The following is a 16,807-nucleotide window of genomic DNA, read 5'->3' as shown; positions in this document are numbered from 1 at the left end:
TCCATTCTATGGGGCAAAACTTATTCAGATGGAGCAATAACCATTAGTTTGTCATTATTTTTAGCTACCAAAATCGCCGTAAAATCTGTATTCCCCAATTTAATTAAGCGCATTTTCTTTACATCACCATTGAGGAACACCCCACTCCGTTTATATGGGATAACCTCCAATTGAGAATCTGTCCCCAATTTCAATAGTGCACCAATACTGGCATCATTCCTCGGCGTTTCCACTTCAGACTGGTACAAGTTCCCCGCTACAAGAATATCTTTAGAACCGTCCTTGTCAAAATCGGCTATACAGATATCATTTATTGAAGATAACTGCACCTCATTGGGTAAGGCATGCAGTTCAAACCTACCACCTTTGTTTTCCAAATAAACCGAAGCAAACATATTTGCTTTAAGATGTAGTGCATTTTCCAATTTTTCCTTTCCATATACTTGTACAAGGTCTGCTGAGCCAAAACTGGCATATGTTGGAAATTTCTTTTTAATAAATGGCATCTGCTGGGAAGAGCACTCCCTTCCTCGAAGCGGGAATAAATTACCTTGATTGTAATAGCCCAGAACTATATCATTGGTTCCGTTTTCATCAAAGTCATGGGAATATATTTCAAAAGGTTCACTCTCCGTGGCTTTGTACTTGTAATTCAAACCAAGATTGCCCACTATATAATCTAGATCTCCATCTTCATCCAAATCCACCTCTTGAATGCTATTCCACCAGCCATATGTATTGGGTAATATGGAATCATCTTTGGTTAAGTTTCCATCTGTATTCTTAAAAAAAGTGATTTTCATCCACTCTCCTACCACGATCAAATCTTTAAAACCATCTTGGTTAAAATCTGTCCAAATGGCATCAGTAACCATTCCAGCTTGCAAAAGTTCTGGGGCAACCTTAGCAGTTACGTCCTTGAACTCTCCTCCAAGATTCTCTAATAATCTACTCGACTGGGCATGAGGATATTTTTGTGGAAACAATCTGCTCCCTACAAATAAATCCAAATCGCCATCTTGATCAAAGTCAAAAGGCTTTACACAACTTCCACTTAAATGACTCTTGGGAAGCTTTTGGACGGCTTTTGCAAATTTACCATTGGAGTTTATGTACAATCTATCCTGGTACCTACTGTGATTTGGTTCCCACTCGTTTCCACCACTTACGACGTACAAATCCAAATCTTGATCATTGTCAGCATCAAAAAAAACCGCATCAATATCTTCGAACTCTTTGTCCTGTTGCCATATTAAACTGTTTGAAGGAATGAAAGCGCCATCTTTATTTTGATTGTAAATCATAGCTGAATAGCCTTTTGCTCCTCCAATAAAAAAATCTTGTAAGCCATCATTGTTGATATCTCCAACCGCCAAAGCGGGCCCAAATTGAGACATTTTATGGGGCAAAAGGCTTTCTTTGGCAAAATCATTATGGTTGTTTTCTTCATGAATATAATCAATGCCCAGTTGCCTTGTGATGTCCTTAAATACTCTATGTTTTGTTTTGTTTGTAGAGTTATCAAAGTTCATTGCATTTTCATAATCAGCAGTAAGCCTTTGATTGACCGGAACATCATTTAGCATTTGTTGTTTTCCGTCAGGCCAAGTTATTGTGACTACATCAACTTTTTTATTTGTAGATAGACCCAAATGCACCAATGGTTCTACGGATGATTGATACCCTCGGGTCATGTAATTTTCAACTATTTGGTTATCTTCCTTAGTTTGTATTTCAATGCGTGTACCAATCCCTAAAGGGTTTTCCTTACTTCCCCTAAATTGGAATTGAAGGTAGTTTTTCTCCGTATTATTTTTTAGTACGGTAACTTTTTCATCTATGTTATTTATAATGATGTCCAAATCTCCGTCAGCATCTAAATCTGCGTATGCCGCACCATTTGAAAATGAGGATGCACCAACTCCCCATTCTTTTGAACTTTTAGTGAACGTTAAATCACCATTATTCCTGAACAAATAGTTCTGTGTTTTTCTTTGGGGGGTTTCCCTGACCAATTCTTCTACCACTTGGGAAATTTTTTCTCCATTCCTTTTTGCCTCTTCCAGTCGGTTTAACTTATGATTTCTGAAATCATTGTTCCGAAAGTCTCTTTTAAGCCCGTTGGTAATCAGAAGATCTTTGAATCCATCATTGTCAAAATCGGCAAAAAGAGGTCCCCAACTCCAATCCGTGTTGGACACGCCTGCCAGTTGTGCAATATCTCCAAAAGTACCATTGCCATTATTCATCTGCAGGGCATTGAACATGTATTGGTAATGAAATCCATGTTCCACAGCATGTCCAAAGGCTTTGGGATTCATACCGCTCATACTGGTTTTGATTCCAAAATTATCTTCGGCCACCATATCCAGAGTCATAATATCGAGCAGTCCATCATTATTAAAATCGGCTATATCCGTTCCCATGGAAAAATTGGAAATATGGGGAATAGATGACCTCAATTGTTCTGAAAATGTTCCATCACCATTGTTGTAGTACAGATAATCTTGTTCCACATAGTCATTGGCTACATAAACATCTGGCCATCCATCTTGATTAAGGTCACCTACAGAAACTCCTAGTCCAAATCCCAATGAATTGCCAATAATTCCAGCTTTTCTAGATACGTCAGTAAATTTTTTATTATCATTTCTATACAATTTGTCCCCTACCAGTTCATTTTCCTTCATCTTAAATTCTTCAGGATTATTGGTATTTATTGGAGTGACATTATGGTTCAGTAAAAACATGTCCAAATCGCCATCTTTGTCATAATCAAAAAAAGAGGCTTGGGTACTATACCCGGAAAAATTAAGTCCATATTGGGCCGCAGCTTCAGTAAACGTTCCATTTTTATTATTAATAAAAAGTTCGTTTTCCCTGTTCTTTATTTTTCCTTTTCCGGATTTACATACATAAATATCCAACCAACCATCTGCATTGATATCTACCATGGTCACACCGGTTGTCCAACCAAAAGAGCCTTTCACATGGGCAGTTTCTGTAATATCCTCAAATTTAAAATCTCCTTTGTTTCTATATAATTTATTGCTCTTCAGGTTAGATGTAAAGTAAACATCCGGCAATCCATCATTGTCAACATCACCAACAGCAACCCCTCCCCCATTATAAAAATATTCATAGACCATACTGTTCATAGCACTGCTCTCGGGTATTTCGTTGGCAAAATATATCCCTGTTTCAGATGAAGGAATGGTTGTAAAAAGTGTTGAGGTTACCGGTTCATTTTTTTTGATTCTTGAAGATGGTTTTTCATAACATGAGATAACCAAAAGGCTGCCAACAACCCCATAAAACATGATATTTTTGAAGTTTTTAATCATGGAATTTACTTTTAATCAAAAATGACAATTGTACTAGCATCCAGTGTTGTGGTTATACTGACTTCCTTAAATGTGGTTTCTTCCGCCAATCCTGAAGCATCAATTTTTGAGGTTGGACTGAAAGTAGCCTTCTTGCCATTAACTTTAACTGATTCGTATTCGTTATTCAAATCCAATATCCTAATCTTCCAAGTTCTCTTGGTTAACTTATTTTTAAACTGACCTTCTGCTTTTCCAATCTCTACAATTAATTGATCATTTTGTCCTTTACGCTGCTGAACAACTGTCTTGGCGTATTTCCCATTTTGGTATGCAATGGATTGAGCGTCATCTTCATAAAAAGCTATTTCTCCATTTGTTCCAGGATATACCTCTAACCAAATTGTTTCTTCCTGTTCACCTGGAATAATCCAATTGCGTTCTTTTCCATAGCAAAGTATTCCGCCTTCAGGTACAAATAATGGAAGTTTATCAGAATCACTTGTATCATATTTTAATACTTGGCCTCCTTGCAATTTTTCTTTGGACCAGTAATCAAACCAACCAGAACCTGAGGGCAGATAAATCTCATGAATGCTCAATGCATGGTATACAGGAGCAACCAATATTGATTTACCAAACATGTATTGATACGGCCATTGGTCCTTGTTGCAACCATCATCATATGGATATTGCAACAGCATAGGCCTGCTCATTGGCATTCCTTCCAGATAGTTTTCATATCCGAGGGAATAAATGTAAGGCAGAAGGCGGTATCTTAGTTTTCTATGACGTCTTATACTTTTCTCCGCAGTATATTCGCCTTCTTTTGCCAATCTTTCGGCATTTTCTTGTGTTGAACTTTTAACCTGATCTCGCTCAATTACAATTCGCTCTTTCCAAAGGTCAATATCTGAGCTAATGGCCCAAGGTTTTAGGTTATGTGATCTAGATACTCCTAAGAAATCCACAAATTGGTTCATTCTTGCCTGTATTAAAGGAGTTTTTCCATACACATCCCAAGTAAGGTATGACATTCCTTTCATTGAACCATGGGTATTGGTAATACCATTTATTTGCCACTTCATCTCCGACCAGGTAAAATCCGAATCCCCCACCCATCTAAATGGGTATCTTCTTTGACCAATCATAGCATTCAAAGGAATTTGTGTCAATCCATCATCCCAAGGATTGGTTTCTTGCATTCTTCTACACCCCAAAAACATTACCCTGCTTTCTTTTCCAATATATTCCTGTGTACCATTCCATATTTCTGCATCAGAGATGTTATTTCTTCTGGTATCTTGCCAAGTTCCAACGATACCCATATCCAATTCTTTTTTATAATTCTCCCACCATGTCTTTTCATCAATTATCGTTTCTGTCCAGCCATGGTTTACCCTGTTTGCATGATCTGGTGCATTGTGGTGGATAAGCATTAAATCAAAATCGCTAGTTTTTAAGGAATCTATCATCTGTTTGGGTGTGAGTGGGCTTGTATAATTTTCGGACCACTCCATACTACTTCCCCAAGTTATCTCTTTACCACCAACACAAGCATCCCCCCATCCAAAATCAAGAATAAGGTTGTCACAGGGTATGTCCCTATCCCTAAACTCTTGGGCAACTTCCATAAAATCTTTCTGATTTCCAGTACAGCTTAAATGCTGTGTTTGAAAAAAACCGTAACCTTTTTTGGGAAGTAAGGGTTCTGGGCCCACTAAATCATTGAATTGCTTGAAAAGACTTGGATAATTGGGACCATAGATAAAATAATTATCCATTATCAAGCCCTCCTCTAAAAAAGTGTCTGTGTAACTTCTTGTTTCCTTGTTGTAGAACCAATGCGTATATCTGCTATTCAAGTTGGTCTCATTAAATGCGCTGGCATTGTCAAAACGGGTATAGCCATCTTTGAACATTCCATAGATCGGGCCATCTGTAGGATATATTTTTTTTGAGTTGTTATCGAAAATAGTCCAATCCAAAGATTCCTTATCAACTACCAATTTAATTTTTGAAGTTTGTATTTCATATTTATCCTCATTTTCTTCAAAACTGCATTCCACTTTATCCCATGAATCCAAATGACCAATTAAAAATGGAAGTTCATATTTGTCAGGAAACTTTATACTGTCCAACGCAGAAACTCTAAAACGAAACATTGTTGGGGAATAAAAGGAAACTTCAATGGAGTCTGCTAAATATACCTTTGTAGCATAACCATCATACTTTACCTTACTAACACCATCAGAGGGTATACAACTTAAAAAAAACATGGTTGTTAGTATAATGCACAAAATCAATCTTTTAATCTGTATCATATATGTCTAAAAAAGAGAGACAAATTCAATTTATTTATCTTAAATTATTATTACTTCAAATAGGGGTTATTTGAAATTTGTTTTTTTTGAATAATACTTTACAATTGGAAGTAACACGGGTTTTTGGTTCACTCCCATCTCAACTAATTCTTTATCAAGAAGATTCCAACCAATAAATCCATCTCTTACTTGCGGTTCCAGTGCGTAAAAAATGAGATTGGCCAATGGTTGTGCCATGTCAATCTCATAAGTTCCTGCAGGAATTTTCTTGTTTGAAACATCCACATATTCTCCATGCAAGGTTGTCATCTGATAGTTTGCAAATCCCATCGGTTTATACTCCATTTTATCAATGAGATAGCTCTCTCCACTAATGGTGAAATCATGTTTTAATTGTTTTACTTGTACACCGTGAAGTTTAAGTTTATCAGCTAAGTGTTTAAATTGTTCCGGAATCAGATATCCCCTTGGCACTTTTGCTTCTTGAACACCAATAGGTTTAGTTATCAATGTTACATTATCAATCCATTCAGGAGGATTTGGCCTATCCAATTCTTCAATACTTGTACCTGGAATTGTTTTTGTCTTTGTATTGCGATAAGCTGGCATGGTAATATTTCCCTCAAGAATGTATTTCCCTGATACATAATTGGTTAGATTTCCTGAAGCAGCTTTATCCTTAATCAACTGAACTACCTCTTTCTCCGCATTATGGCAAATTTCCTGCATTTCTTTACCGTGCTCATAACAATATTCCAACAAAGCATTGGTGTAAGCATAGGAGGAATATATAGCTTTTTCAAAAGCTTCTCCCCCGGGAGTCTCAACCAAAATGGCCATTCTATTTCTAAGTCCATAAGCGTTAACCATAAATTTAGCTTCTGTAGACCATATTGAATTATCATGGGTAAATTCAGTTGGTGGCCAACCTTGATTTAATCCACAGTGCATTCCCACTTCAATCTTGCTTTTTTCACGAGCTTTTTTAACAATCTCCGGGAATATTTTATAGGTCACATAATCTCGTGGAGATGAGTGTGCCGTAACCACATTTGACCCAGCCTGTGCAATGGCATAACCATGACGTGTATCTCCCATGCGATGAGTATCGTAAATAAGTATTGGATCCCAAGTATTCAACACATTTTTTAAAGCACCTCGCATGTTTTTTGTCTGCAGTTTGATACCATCTCTGTTTACATCATATCCTGCCCCATTTCTTCGGGTGCCCGTCAATCTTGGATTACCATTGTTTACCACCCTCGCCTCATTTCCATCTACATTAAAGTTTGGGTTTATTAATATGATAAGTTCGTCTAGGAGATATTTTTTATCTCCAAAGAGGATATCCCGTATAACCATTAGTAAGGCTTCTTTACCTTCACATTCTGAAGGGTGAATACCTCCTTGTAAATAAATAATAGTTTTCCCTGTTTTTTTTGCCTCTTCTGCAGACGTTACTCTAGGGTTGGACATTACCAAAGTAGGACTGGTACGTCCTAAATCACTGGTAAACATGTTAAACACATGGACATATTCACTTTCCCAAACAATCTGAGAAAAATACTCCAAAATATCATTGTAATTGGCCGTATGGGCAAAACTGGATAGTTCTGTTTTAGTCATTAGTTCTTTAGGCCATTTCCCATTCCAATTTTCGGGCACTTCGTTCCCCCAATAAGTTTTATCTTGAGCGGAAAGGCTTAAAGCACATAGAAGACAACAACAAATGATCCAAGTTTTTTTCATTTTCTGCATTTTAAAAAGTTAGGGTTCAAAGTACTTTTAACTCTAATTGAAAGATAAAAAAATACCCAAAGAAGAAACATATCAGCTTTGGGCATTTTAAACTAAAAATAACTCAAACTAACTCAAACTAATTCGTAACTCAATTATAGTTACCATCCAGTATTCTGATTGAGATTTTCGTTAATGTTCAACTCCTGTAGAGGAATTGGGAACACTATGTGTTTATCTTGAAAATTATCTGCAAAAGGCTTGTTATGGGCTTCCAGCGTTGCTTTTATAGATTCTGTCGCTGTACTTCCTCTCTGCCATCTATATAAATCAAACCAGCGAATACCATATTCCATAGCTAATTCAACAGGTCTTTCATGATGACGTATTTGTGTTCTGAGTTCATCTTTTGACAAAGCACCTAAAGAAACTGCTCCACCTCTTTCACGAACTTTGTTGACCTCAGCGATAGCTTCTGTGGTCTTATTATTCTCATTGAGCGCTTCTGCATACATTAACAAGACATCAGCAAACCGAATCACTGTAATATTGGTCCCGTTATAGAAGTTGGTATCTTCATTAAACGAATACTTTTTGAAATACTTAGGGTGGTTTAATGCATCTGCAACATCACTATAAGGTCGCACAGCATCATCTGCCCTACTATACATTTCAGAATTGGGGTCGTCAAAGAAAATACTCTCATATACTCTTTCACTTATGTTTCCGCCTCCATCTACATCTGTCTTCATTTCATCTACTAGCCATTGTGAAGGGTAGAATAACTCCCATCCACCAAATTCATAGGGAGAAACCTGGAAATTAAGTACCTGACGTTCATCATTGTCATTGGAACGGTCTCCGGTAAATTGTATCTCAAATACACTTTCTGGGCCATTTTCTGAACTCCCATTAAAGTTATCCGCAAAGTTTGGCAACAACGAATAATCCATGGCGACCACCTCGGCTAATTTTGTCTCGGCTTCTGCCCACTTTTCTTGGAACAAATAGACTTTGCCTAACAAGGCTTTTGCAGAACCTACTGTAGCTCTTCCCTTCCATTCACCTGTATGACTTGTTGCCATATCAGCTTCTGCTTCTTGCAAATCTGTTTCTATTTGTGCCCAAACCTCAGCAGGAGATGCTTGACCTGGAAAAAGCTTTTCAGGATCAGTGTCAAAAGTGGTCACTAATGGAACATTTTCAAAACCAGTTACCAACCAGAAATAGTAGAAAGCTCTTAAAAACTTCGCTTCAGCTACAATAACTTTTATATCCGCCTCTGATAAGGCTTCAATTGATGGTACATTTTGTATCACCTGATTGGCCCTTCCAATTCCTGCATAACTGGCTCTCCAAATATTAAATGGTCCACTGTCTTCCGTAGTATTGTTAAAACTTGCTACCGATCTACCATAAATCTCGGCAGTATTATTGGTAACGTCATCACCACGATATGCCAATGCGGTATACATTTCTTCAAAAAAGGCCCACTTGCTCCCACTGGAACTATGCATAGCCGCATAGGTTCCCGTTAAGGCCTGCAAGGCATGCTGCTCTGTTTGCCAAAAGCTTGCCTCCGTTAATACCTCTTTATTGGGAACATCAACAAAATCATCGCTACAGGAATATGTAAAACCTATAACTAAACCTATCAATACTAAATATTTATATTTTTTCATTGTTTGTCTTATTATAATTAAACACCAATCCTATAAGGATACATTAATACCTAACACAAAGGACTTGGTTAGAGGGTAATATCCTCTATCCACACCTCTGGTAAAGGTTCCACCATTTCCTAATCCTGGGTCAAAACCAGAATAATTGGTCAATGTCAATAGATTGTTGGCTGTAAAATACAGTCTAGCACTTGAGATAAAAGTTTTATCAACTATTGATTCAGGAAGTGTATAACCAATTTGCAAGTTCTTCAACCGGAGATAATCCCCATCCTCTAAGAAGTAGCTTGATGGACGGATATTGTTATTTGGATCACCAAATACATTCCGTGGAATTCCACTTCCCGTATTGCTCGTTGACCATGCATTGACCAAGTCCGCAGACATGTTGTTACGATCTGTGCGGTACAACCACATTTTAACTCCATTGTAAATTTTATTGCCTGATACTCCTTGGAAAAACAAACTCAGGTCAAAATTCTTGTATTCAGCATTGAAAGTAAGACCATACTCCAGTTTTGGCAACCCACTGCCAAAATACTGTTTATCATCATCACCTAGAACACCATCTCCATTGGTATCTGTAAACCTTAAATCACCAGGAGCAGCATCTGGTTGTACACCATGAGCATCGATCTCTGCTTGGTTCTGGAAAATACCATCAGCTTGGAACAAATAAAATCTACCAACCTCACCGCCAACTTCTGTGCGGGTTGTTGGGAAGTTGTTAAACTCTATAAATCCATCAGTAAAGGCTTCGTCCGCAATACCTAATTTAGTGATCTCATTTTTTGATCCGCTAAAATTAGCAGTAACATCAAAATTGAAATCCCCTTCATTTTTACTGTAAGCTGCGGATACTTCCCAACCTTTGTTTTCCATATTACCTCCATTGGTCAATGGAAAAATGGTAATACCTGAACTGGCAGGAATAGGTACATTTACCAACATACCATCCGTTTCAGAAGTAAAGTAATCAAAAGTGAATCTAAATTTGTTATCCAAAATTCCTAGATCAACACCAAAGTTAGTAGTAGCAGTCTCTTCCCACTGAATATCAGGTGTAGGCAATGTAGTACTAAGTGCACCAACCAATACGGCTTGGCTAACTCCTTCTCCAAATGGATAGTTCAATCGTTGACCTCCAGAACCAATCCTTGTTAAGAAAAGATGATCTCCAATTAGTTGATTTCCTAAAATACCATAGCTAAACCTTGGTTTTAGTTGACTTATGATTTCCGAATTGAAAAAATCTTCGTTATGAACTGCCCATCCCAGGGATACAGAGTAAAAAGTACCGTACTTGTTATCTGGACCAAAACGAGATGACCCGTCACGGCGAACACTGGATTGCAAGTAATACTTATTTGCAAAATTATAATTTAGACGTCCAAATAACGATTGTAGCGTACTGGTTGAATTAAATCCAGCTATAGATTGATCTCCAATTCCAGCGGATAATGCATCCAATTGATCAGAAGACAATTCATTGTTTTCACCTTGAATAGACCTGAAATGACTTTCTTCACGAGAGGCTCCCAATAAAACTCCTAAATCATGATTCCCAAATTGTTTTTGGTAGTTCAACATGTTGTTCAACGTCCATTCGTTGGTCCGTGATCTGCGTTCAAACAAAGAAGGTCTGTCGTTATTGGATTGTGGTCCAAAATCATAAAGTGGCACAAATACGGCGCGGTGTACGTTTTCCACATTACCTCCATATTGAAATTGATAGCTTAACCCATCAAACAATTGAAGCTCGGCAGACAACGTGAACTGTAAATAATCATCTTGGTTTTTATTATCGATTATAGATCGTAATCCCACGGGGTTCTCAGAACCCAATTCTGGTGGTGGGGTAGCAAAACCATTCAAAGTATTTGCATCATAAATTGATTTATGTGGTAATTGCGTGTACACACTTAAAAGTGGTGAAAAACCTGCATTCCCACCTCCAAGGTTCTCTGAGAAATTTTCTCTGTTCTTTCTTGAAAAACCAATTCCAGGAGAAACTTTTAAACGATCATCAAACAATTTAAAATCCATGTTCAATCGTGTATTGATTCGATTGTAATCTGTTTTTATAATGGTTCCAGTGTTTGAATAATACCCTCCGGAAAAATTATAGTTCATTTGCTCTGTACCTCCTGAGATACTTACATCGTGTTTTTGCTCAAAACCACTTTTCAAATAAGCGTCAGACCAATCACTATCTGCATATTGCGTTCCGTTGGTAATATACGGCGCCGGTGTTTCACCTGCATTCGCATAAGATTCCAACTTTATTTGGTTATGCTGGTCTCTACTAGCCACATCCAGGTCATTGGTAATTGTATGGGTGCTAATAAAGGAATTAACCGTTACTCTTGGCTCACCAGACCTACCTCTTTTTGTAGTTACGATAACAACACCATTGGAGGCTCGGGAACCATAAATGGTTGCTGCAGATGCATCTTTTAAAATACTGATGTTTTTAATATCGGCAGGGTTTACATAGGACAGGTCGCCAGGAATACCATCAATTACAAATAGAGGATTATTGTTCCCAATAGTTCCCAAACCTCTTATTCGGATAACTGGATCGCTTCCAGGAACCCCACTTGCGATAGCTACATTTAAACCTGCAACTTGTCCTTGCATCGCTGTGGCGATATCAGCTGTTGGAATTTTTTGAATTTCTTCTACATCTACCGATGTAATTGCAGCGGTTAGCTCTTCCTTACGCTGAGTACCATACCCAACAAGAACTACTTCAGCAAGGCTTTCCGCATCTTCTTGTAAAGCAACTCTAATATTGCTCTGTCCCGCAACTGAAACTTCTTTTGTAGAAAATCCAATATAGGAAACAACTAGAACAGCATCTTCATCAGCAACATTTATGGTGAAATTTCCATCAAAATCAGATTGCGTTCCATTTGTAGTCCCTTTTTCTAAAACATTGGCTCCAGGCAAGGGTGCTCCATTACTGTCCACAACAGTCCCGCTAACGGATTGTTGTACTTCAATTTTTGGTGTGGTCGGTTTTCTTTCTAATAGAATAGAACCGCTATCCGAAAATTGAAAATCAAAATTTCCAAAGGAAAGGCTTTTTTGCAAAAGTTCATTTGCTCTTATCTTTCCTTTCTTTACGGCTACTTTAGGCGCATCTACGAACAAGTCTGACCTGTAGATAAAAGTGTGGTCGGTTTGTTGGCGTATCAGTTCAAAAACTTGCTCTACGGTAATTAGGTCATCAGCATCGATTTTAATCTTGGTGTTTTGAGAAAAACCTGTTTTTGGGCCAAAACCAAAAGCCACCATACAGAATAAGAAAATAAATGCTCTCATAATTGCAATAGAAATCTTTTTCCTACAATATATAGGAGTTCTGCTAAATTTAGTTTTCATAAATTTGTGCGTTAGTTAGTTAATATTTAATTGATTAATTAATGGTACTTGGGAATGGAGGTTTAAATTGTCCAAGTCTAAATTCCATTCCCTTTTTTTTATTTTTTTACTTCATAAGCACTGCTTTTCCGTTTATTTTATATGTTGTTTCATTTGTATTCTCAATGATGGACAGTATTTCCTCAATACCCTGTTTCTTACTGAAAACCCCATTAAATGTCACATTTTGGATTCGGTCATTCTCAAAAAACACATCGATATCATACCATCTGGATAATACTGTCATAATATCCTTTAAAGGCATATTCTGAAAACTGAAGAATCCGCTTTTCCATGAAACCTCATTATAAATATTCACCTTAAAGGTTTCTATTTCATTGGTCAGCTTGTTAAACTTAGATTGGTGTCCAACTGCCAAGTCAGTTTTAGAATTATTGTTGTTTACAGATACTTTGCCTTCTACCAAGGTGGTAGAGATTATATCTTCTTCCTTGTATGCTTTAACATTGAACTCGGTTCCTAAAACTTCAACTTCTTGATTTTGGGTTGTAACAATAAAATTTGAACCATTATTTTCACCGCTTGGTGAAACATCAAAATATGCCTCTCCATAAATTAACTCTACCCTTCGGGATGAATTAGGTCTAAATGAAACCGGATATTTTAACTTTGTATCCGAATTCAGCCAAACTTTTGTCCCATCTGACAACTCAATAAAAAATTGTCCGCCACGTGGAATGGTTAAATAGTTAAAGGCTATTTCATTGTTCTCTTGTTCAGAATTGTCCTCATAGACCAACTGCTCGCCATTACTTTTTATACGACCAGTTTCATAAGATTCTCCTTTTTTTAGGAAAATATTGGATCCATCCTCCAAGGTCAAAGTTGCCTTATCACTTCCAACTTCAATGGTTTCAACTTTTTCTACGACCGTAGGAAGGTCCGTACTCAATTCTTGTGTATTGTTCAAAATCAATAAAGTCAAAGATCCAGCAATTACAATCGCCGCGGCTGCAGCGTACTTCCATAACACTTTTTTCCTTTTCTTGTAATCGATACTTCGCAAAACCGTCTCCCATCCCTCTTCGAGGTCTACTGATTCTTTTTCACTATCATACTTTTCCTTTACTAATTCAAAGTAGGTTCTATGGTCCTCAGATTCCGAATACCATTCATTAAATATTACAACTTCCGCCTTGGTAAGCGTGTTATTTATCTTTTTAAGAATAAGTTTAAATTCCATTATTGCATATCAGTTTAGGGGCGCAATCATTAATAAGACAATTGCAGAGTTAAAATGGGTGACAAAAAATGCAGAAAAAAAATAAAATCTTGATAAGATTCATAAAATATGATCTCTTTTATTGACATTAACCATTATTTTTTATGGATTATATACGAAACCGACAACTCTATAGCAGGGTCCTCATCACAGCATTTCCAATACTCAAAGCAGGTTTTTGGTGAGATGAAAGGTAATCATGAGTAAAAAAGAGATAAATACGTGGATAGAAATACAATAATTGAAACAATCAACTCTCCAATTTTAATTTTGGCCCTTTTTAATTGGGTTTTTACAGTATTTACAGAAACCCCAAGCTCATCAGCAATCTCCGAGTATCGGTAATTGCTCACAAAACGTAATCTAACAATGGCTTGCATTCTTGAGGGCAGGGCTTCTATAATTTCTATTACCTGGGCATGTATGGCCTTTTTATCTGAATCGGAAAAGGCATCTAGATTGTATTCCTCTGAAACTGCCGCCCGTAATTCTAAAATATTGACATCATCTGTAATCTTAATGGATTTCAAAAAATTCAAACATCGATTTCTGACCATCGCGTACATATAGCCTTTTAATGAGGTTTGAATAATTATAGAATCACTTTTCTCCCATAGATAAATAAAAACCTCCTGTACTATATCTTCACTTGGACTCTTATCAAAAAGATATCCATTAGCATATAGCACAAGTTCCTCATAAAAATCATCGAAAAGCTTTTTATAAACAAACCTGTTTTGGTTTTGTATTTCTTCTAAAATCGAGATAGAATCCAATTTAGTTTGGCGTTATCCATATGGATATACAAAAGTAGCAACTATGATATTATCAAAACAACCTAAAAAAAACTAATATTTCCTCAATTTTTAGGATAATTCTTACCTAATTATTAAAAAATTCACTTTTTGTTGTAAATTGGCAGCGTCCAAAGATCTAGCAACAAAATATTCCCTTGTTGCTTTTCACATTATTTATTATTCATAAAAACTGTTTTATAAACAAATAAGGCCTGTTCATTATGGGCATTAAATACCTACGGATTATGTGCAATAAAATCTTTTTGGCATCTTTATGTATTCTAAACTTGAGTATAGCATGTACCAGCAAAAAAACAAAAAAACAATTATCATATACAGTAACAAAACATCTTGAACATTCAAACAGTATTCAGAATTATGTGGGCACTCCAAATACCAAAGATGATCGAGAAATGCTTATGTTTTCTGATCAAGGTGCATGGTTTGCTTATAGTCTACCAAATTCTGAAAGCTCTAGCGTTGGTTTTTCAGGTCCATTTTTAATGACACAGGAAAATGGAGTATGGCTTAGCCCTACACTAACTGAGATAGAACTAATCAACAGTAAGGACAACAAAATCTTTAATTGGAAAAATACTGCAAACCAGAATAGTTATGCTAGCCATTTGGAGCAAGAATATGAAAACAAATACCTAAAAATAAAACAACAATTGGTCTATATGTCGGGGCATACGGCATTGCAAAAGACAAGTATCATCAATCAAACATCGGAGGAGATTGTCTTATCTCCCATTTTCAAAGGGAACTTGTTTCATACTGGAGTTCAAATTTCAAAAGAAGAAAACGGCATTAAGTTGTTGTCATCAAAAAGTAATGCAGTTGGACACATACAATTTGCAAATACAAATGTCCATGAAATTGTATCAGATAGCACATCTTATATTGTTAAGGGCAGTCCATTGGTTTTATCTAAAGGAGAATCAAAATCTTTTTTGATTTCACAAACTTTTATTTTTCCCGAATATTCCTGGGAACAAGAAAAACTAATTATTTCCAACGTCCATTTTGATTCTGTTCTGCAGGCACGTTTTTCAGAAAAAGAAAGCGAGTTAAAAACGTTGAACCAACAAAGAAAACCCAACTTTACCGATGAAGTATACGCCAAAGTATTGGCCAAATCCCATCTTACTTTACAAAACAATTGGCGAATTCCTGCGGGTGAGTTAAAACACCAAGGACTTTTTCCAAGTTATCATTATGAATGGTTTCACGGATTTTGGTCATGGGATTCATGGAAGCATGCTGTAGGGTTATCCCATTATAACCCTGAACTGGCCAAAGACCAGATAAGGGCCATGTTCGATTTTCAGAAAGACAATGGATTTATTGTGGACTGTGTTTACCGAGATACTACCATAGAAGCCCATAATTTTAGAGATACCAAACCTCCACTTGCAGCTTGGGCAGTAGCAAAAATTATGGAAAAAGATACCTTAGCAGATTTTGTCAAGGAAATGTACCCCAAGTTAAAAAAATACCATGACTGGTGGTATATTGAACGAGATCATGATCAAGATGGATTATGTGAATATGGTTCCACCGATGGAACACTCATTGCCGCCAAATGGGAAAGCGGAATGGACAATGCCATACGTTTTGATGATTCCAAAATAGTAAAGAATTCCGAAGGGGCATACTCCATGGATCAAGAGAGTATTGACCTGAATGCATATCTTTTTGCTGAAAAATTGTACATGGCCGATCTAGCTGAGAAATTGGATAAAAAAAAGGATGCAGCGATATTCAGAAAAGATGCGGAAATCTTAAAAAAGCGTATACAAAATCAATTTTATGATTCAGAGGATGGGTGGTTTTACGACACCAATCTAGACGGCACAGCTTTCATAAAAGGAGCAGGCAGTGAGGGATGGACAGCACTTTGGGCATCAGCCGCCACAGAAGAACAAGCCCAAAGGGTAAAAGAAAAAATGATGGATCCTGAAAAATTCTTTACAAGGGTTCCCTTTCAGACCATGTCCAAAGATCATCCTAAATTTAACCCAACCAATGGATATTGGCGAGGTCCCAATTGGTTAGACCAAGCATATTTTGGTGTAAAAGGATTACGCAATTATGGTTATAACGTAGAAGCAGACCAAGCTACAATTCAAATTTTAAAAGGCGCCGAAGGTCTTTTGGAAAAAGGGAAATCCATACGAGAAAATTACCATCCAATTACAGGTAAGGGTCTATATGCCAAAAATTTTAGCTGGAGCGCAGCACATATCATTATGTTATTAATGGAAGAATAAAA

At 36.9% G+C, this 16,807-nt stretch carries 8 protein-coding genes; 1 reads left to right on the top strand and 7 read right to left on the bottom strand.

The annotated features are described in order from the left end of the window. Window positions 1-20 precede the first annotated feature (20 nt). The 7 genes from CRO15_RS11195 to CRO15_RS11165 all read right to left on the bottom strand — a co-directional run bounded on the left by CRO15_RS11195 (window position 21) and on the right by CRO15_RS11165 (window position 14,511). Complete coding sequence (locus CRO15_RS11195) at window positions 21-3,344, bottom strand: VCBS repeat-containing protein (protein WP_207763866.1); 3,324 nt, start codon at window positions 3,342-3,344, stop codon at window positions 21-23. Between the two features lie 11 nt (window positions 3,345-3,355). After that, entirely contained in the window at window positions 3,356-5,602 is a 2,247-nt protein-coding gene (locus CRO15_RS11190; RefSeq protein WP_165769949.1) for a TIM-barrel domain-containing protein, read from the bottom strand. Window positions 5,603-5,713: 111 nt separating this feature from the next. Next, window positions 5,714-7,396 carry a M14 family metallopeptidase gene (locus CRO15_RS11185; protein ID WP_165769948.1) on the bottom strand — a complete coding sequence of 561 codons (1,683 nt, stop codon included), beginning with the start codon at window positions 7,394-7,396 and terminating at the stop codon, window positions 5,714-5,716. Window positions 7,397-7,545: 149 nt separating this feature from the next. Continuing rightward, the gene (locus CRO15_RS11180; RefSeq protein ID WP_097045910.1) at window positions 7,546-9,066 is read right to left on the bottom strand and encodes a RagB/SusD family nutrient uptake outer membrane protein; all 1,521 of its coding nucleotides are present in this window, start codon (window positions 9,064-9,066) and stop codon (window positions 7,546-7,548) included. A 30-nt stretch (window positions 9,067-9,096) separates the two neighbouring features. Continuing rightward, the gene (locus tag CRO15_RS11175) at window positions 9,097-12,453 is read right to left on the bottom strand and encodes a SusC/RagA family TonB-linked outer membrane protein (RefSeq protein ID WP_097045909.1); all 3,357 of its coding nucleotides are present in this window, start codon (window positions 12,451-12,453) and stop codon (window positions 9,097-9,099) included. A gap of 106 nt (window positions 12,454-12,559) precedes the next feature. Continuing rightward, window positions 12,560-13,696 (bottom strand): FecR family protein, encoded by a 1,137-nt coding sequence (locus CRO15_RS11170; RefSeq protein WP_097045908.1) that lies wholly within the window; start codon window positions 13,694-13,696, stop codon window positions 12,560-12,562. A gap of 236 nt (window positions 13,697-13,932) precedes the next feature. Further along, entirely contained in the window at window positions 13,933-14,511 is a 579-nt protein-coding gene (locus CRO15_RS11165) for an RNA polymerase sigma-70 factor (protein ID WP_097045907.1), read from the bottom strand. 266 nt (window positions 14,512-14,777) lie between these two features. On the opposite strand from CRO15_RS11165, the gene CRO15_RS11160 reads away from it, so the two are divergent. Next, a complete protein-coding gene (locus tag CRO15_RS11160) occupies window positions 14,778-16,805 on the top strand; it encodes an MGH1-like glycoside hydrolase domain-containing protein (RefSeq protein ID WP_097046199.1) in 2,028 nt (675 codons plus the stop codon). The last annotated feature ends 2 nt before the right edge of the window (window positions 16,806-16,807 follow it).

This window comes from Flagellimonas pacifica (assembly GCF_900215465.1).
GTDB lineage: Bacteria > Bacteroidota > Bacteroidia > Flavobacteriales > Flavobacteriaceae > Flagellimonas > Flagellimonas pacifica.
This window is presented reverse-complemented; position numbering and strand designations above follow the sequence as displayed.

Bases quoted from the DNA above. Each gene is read 5' to 3' on its own strand.
- CRO15_RS11195 (WP_207763866.1), bottom strand. From the start codon at position 3,344: ATGATTAAAAACTTCAAAAATATCATGTTTTATGGGGTTGTTGGCAGC.
- CRO15_RS11190 (WP_165769949.1), bottom strand. From the start codon at position 5,602: ATGTTTTTTTTAAGTTGTATACCCTCTGATGGTGTTAGTAAGGTAAAG.
- CRO15_RS11185 (WP_165769948.1), bottom strand. From the start codon at position 7,396: ATGAAAAAAACTTGGATCATTTGTTGTTGTCTTCTATGTGCTTTAAGC.
- CRO15_RS11180 (WP_097045910.1), bottom strand. From the start codon at position 9,066: ATGAAAAAATATAAATATTTAGTATTGATAGGTTTAGTTATAGGTTTT.
- CRO15_RS11175 (WP_097045909.1), bottom strand. From the start codon at position 12,453: ATGAAAACTAAATTTAGCAGAACTCCTATATATTGTAGGAAAAAGATT.
- CRO15_RS11170 (WP_097045908.1), bottom strand. From the start codon at position 13,696: ATGGAATTTAAACTTATTCTTAAAAAGATAAATAACACGCTTACCAAG.
- CRO15_RS11160 (WP_097046199.1), top strand. From the start codon at position 14,778: ATGTGCAATAAAATCTTTTTGGCATCTTTATGTATTCTAAACTTGAGT.